This window comes from Parasutterella muris (assembly GCF_009767915.1).
In the GTDB taxonomy this organism is placed as follows: Bacteria; Pseudomonadota; Gammaproteobacteria; order Burkholderiales; family Burkholderiaceae_F; genus Parasutterella; species Parasutterella muris.
Genome location: NZ_WSRP01000122.1, coordinates 1 through 444, shown reverse-complemented (window position 1 = coordinate 444; position 444 = coordinate 1). Strand labels below are relative to the sequence as shown.

The 444-nt window shown below is 46.4% G+C and carries 2 tRNA genes and 1 rRNA gene; all 3 read left to right on the top strand.

What is annotated here, in order from left to right:
- A 16S ribosomal RNA gene (locus E5987_RS12990) occupies positions 1–58 on the top strand; the annotation flags it as partial.
- Between the two features lie 87 nt (positions 59–145).
- Positions 146–222, top strand: a tRNA-Ile gene (locus E5987_RS12850).
- A 12-nt stretch (positions 223–234) separates the two neighbouring features.
- Positions 235–310: transfer RNA gene (locus tag E5987_RS12845), tRNA-Ala, on the top strand.
- Positions 311–444: the final 134 nt, after the last annotated feature.

Here is a 444-nt window from a genome sequence, read left to right as displayed (position 1 = left end):
TAATGTTAAGTCGTAACAAGGTAGCCGTACCGGAAGGTGCGGCTGGATCACCTCCTTTCAAGAGAAAGCGAATGAAGACTTTTAGAAGACGCTTGAATACATTCAGCGCTCACTCTTATCGGCAGTCGATAAATGAAAAGACGATGGGTCTTTAGCTCAGCTGGTTAGAGCACCGTCTTGATAAGGCGGGGGTCGATGGTTCAAGTCCATCAAGACCCACCATAGTTCTGAGACGGGGGTATAGCTCAGCTGGGAGAGCACCTGCTTTGCAAGCAGGGGGTCAACGGTTCGATCCCGTTTACCTCCACCAACAAGAGACAAGATGAAAACGCGTTTGACGCGCTTTGATATTGTCTTTTGACAATACGTTCTTTAACAATTCGGAAAGATTGAAAAATCTAACGTTAAGACTGATTTGATGAGAGTCAGTCAAGACGGGTAGTG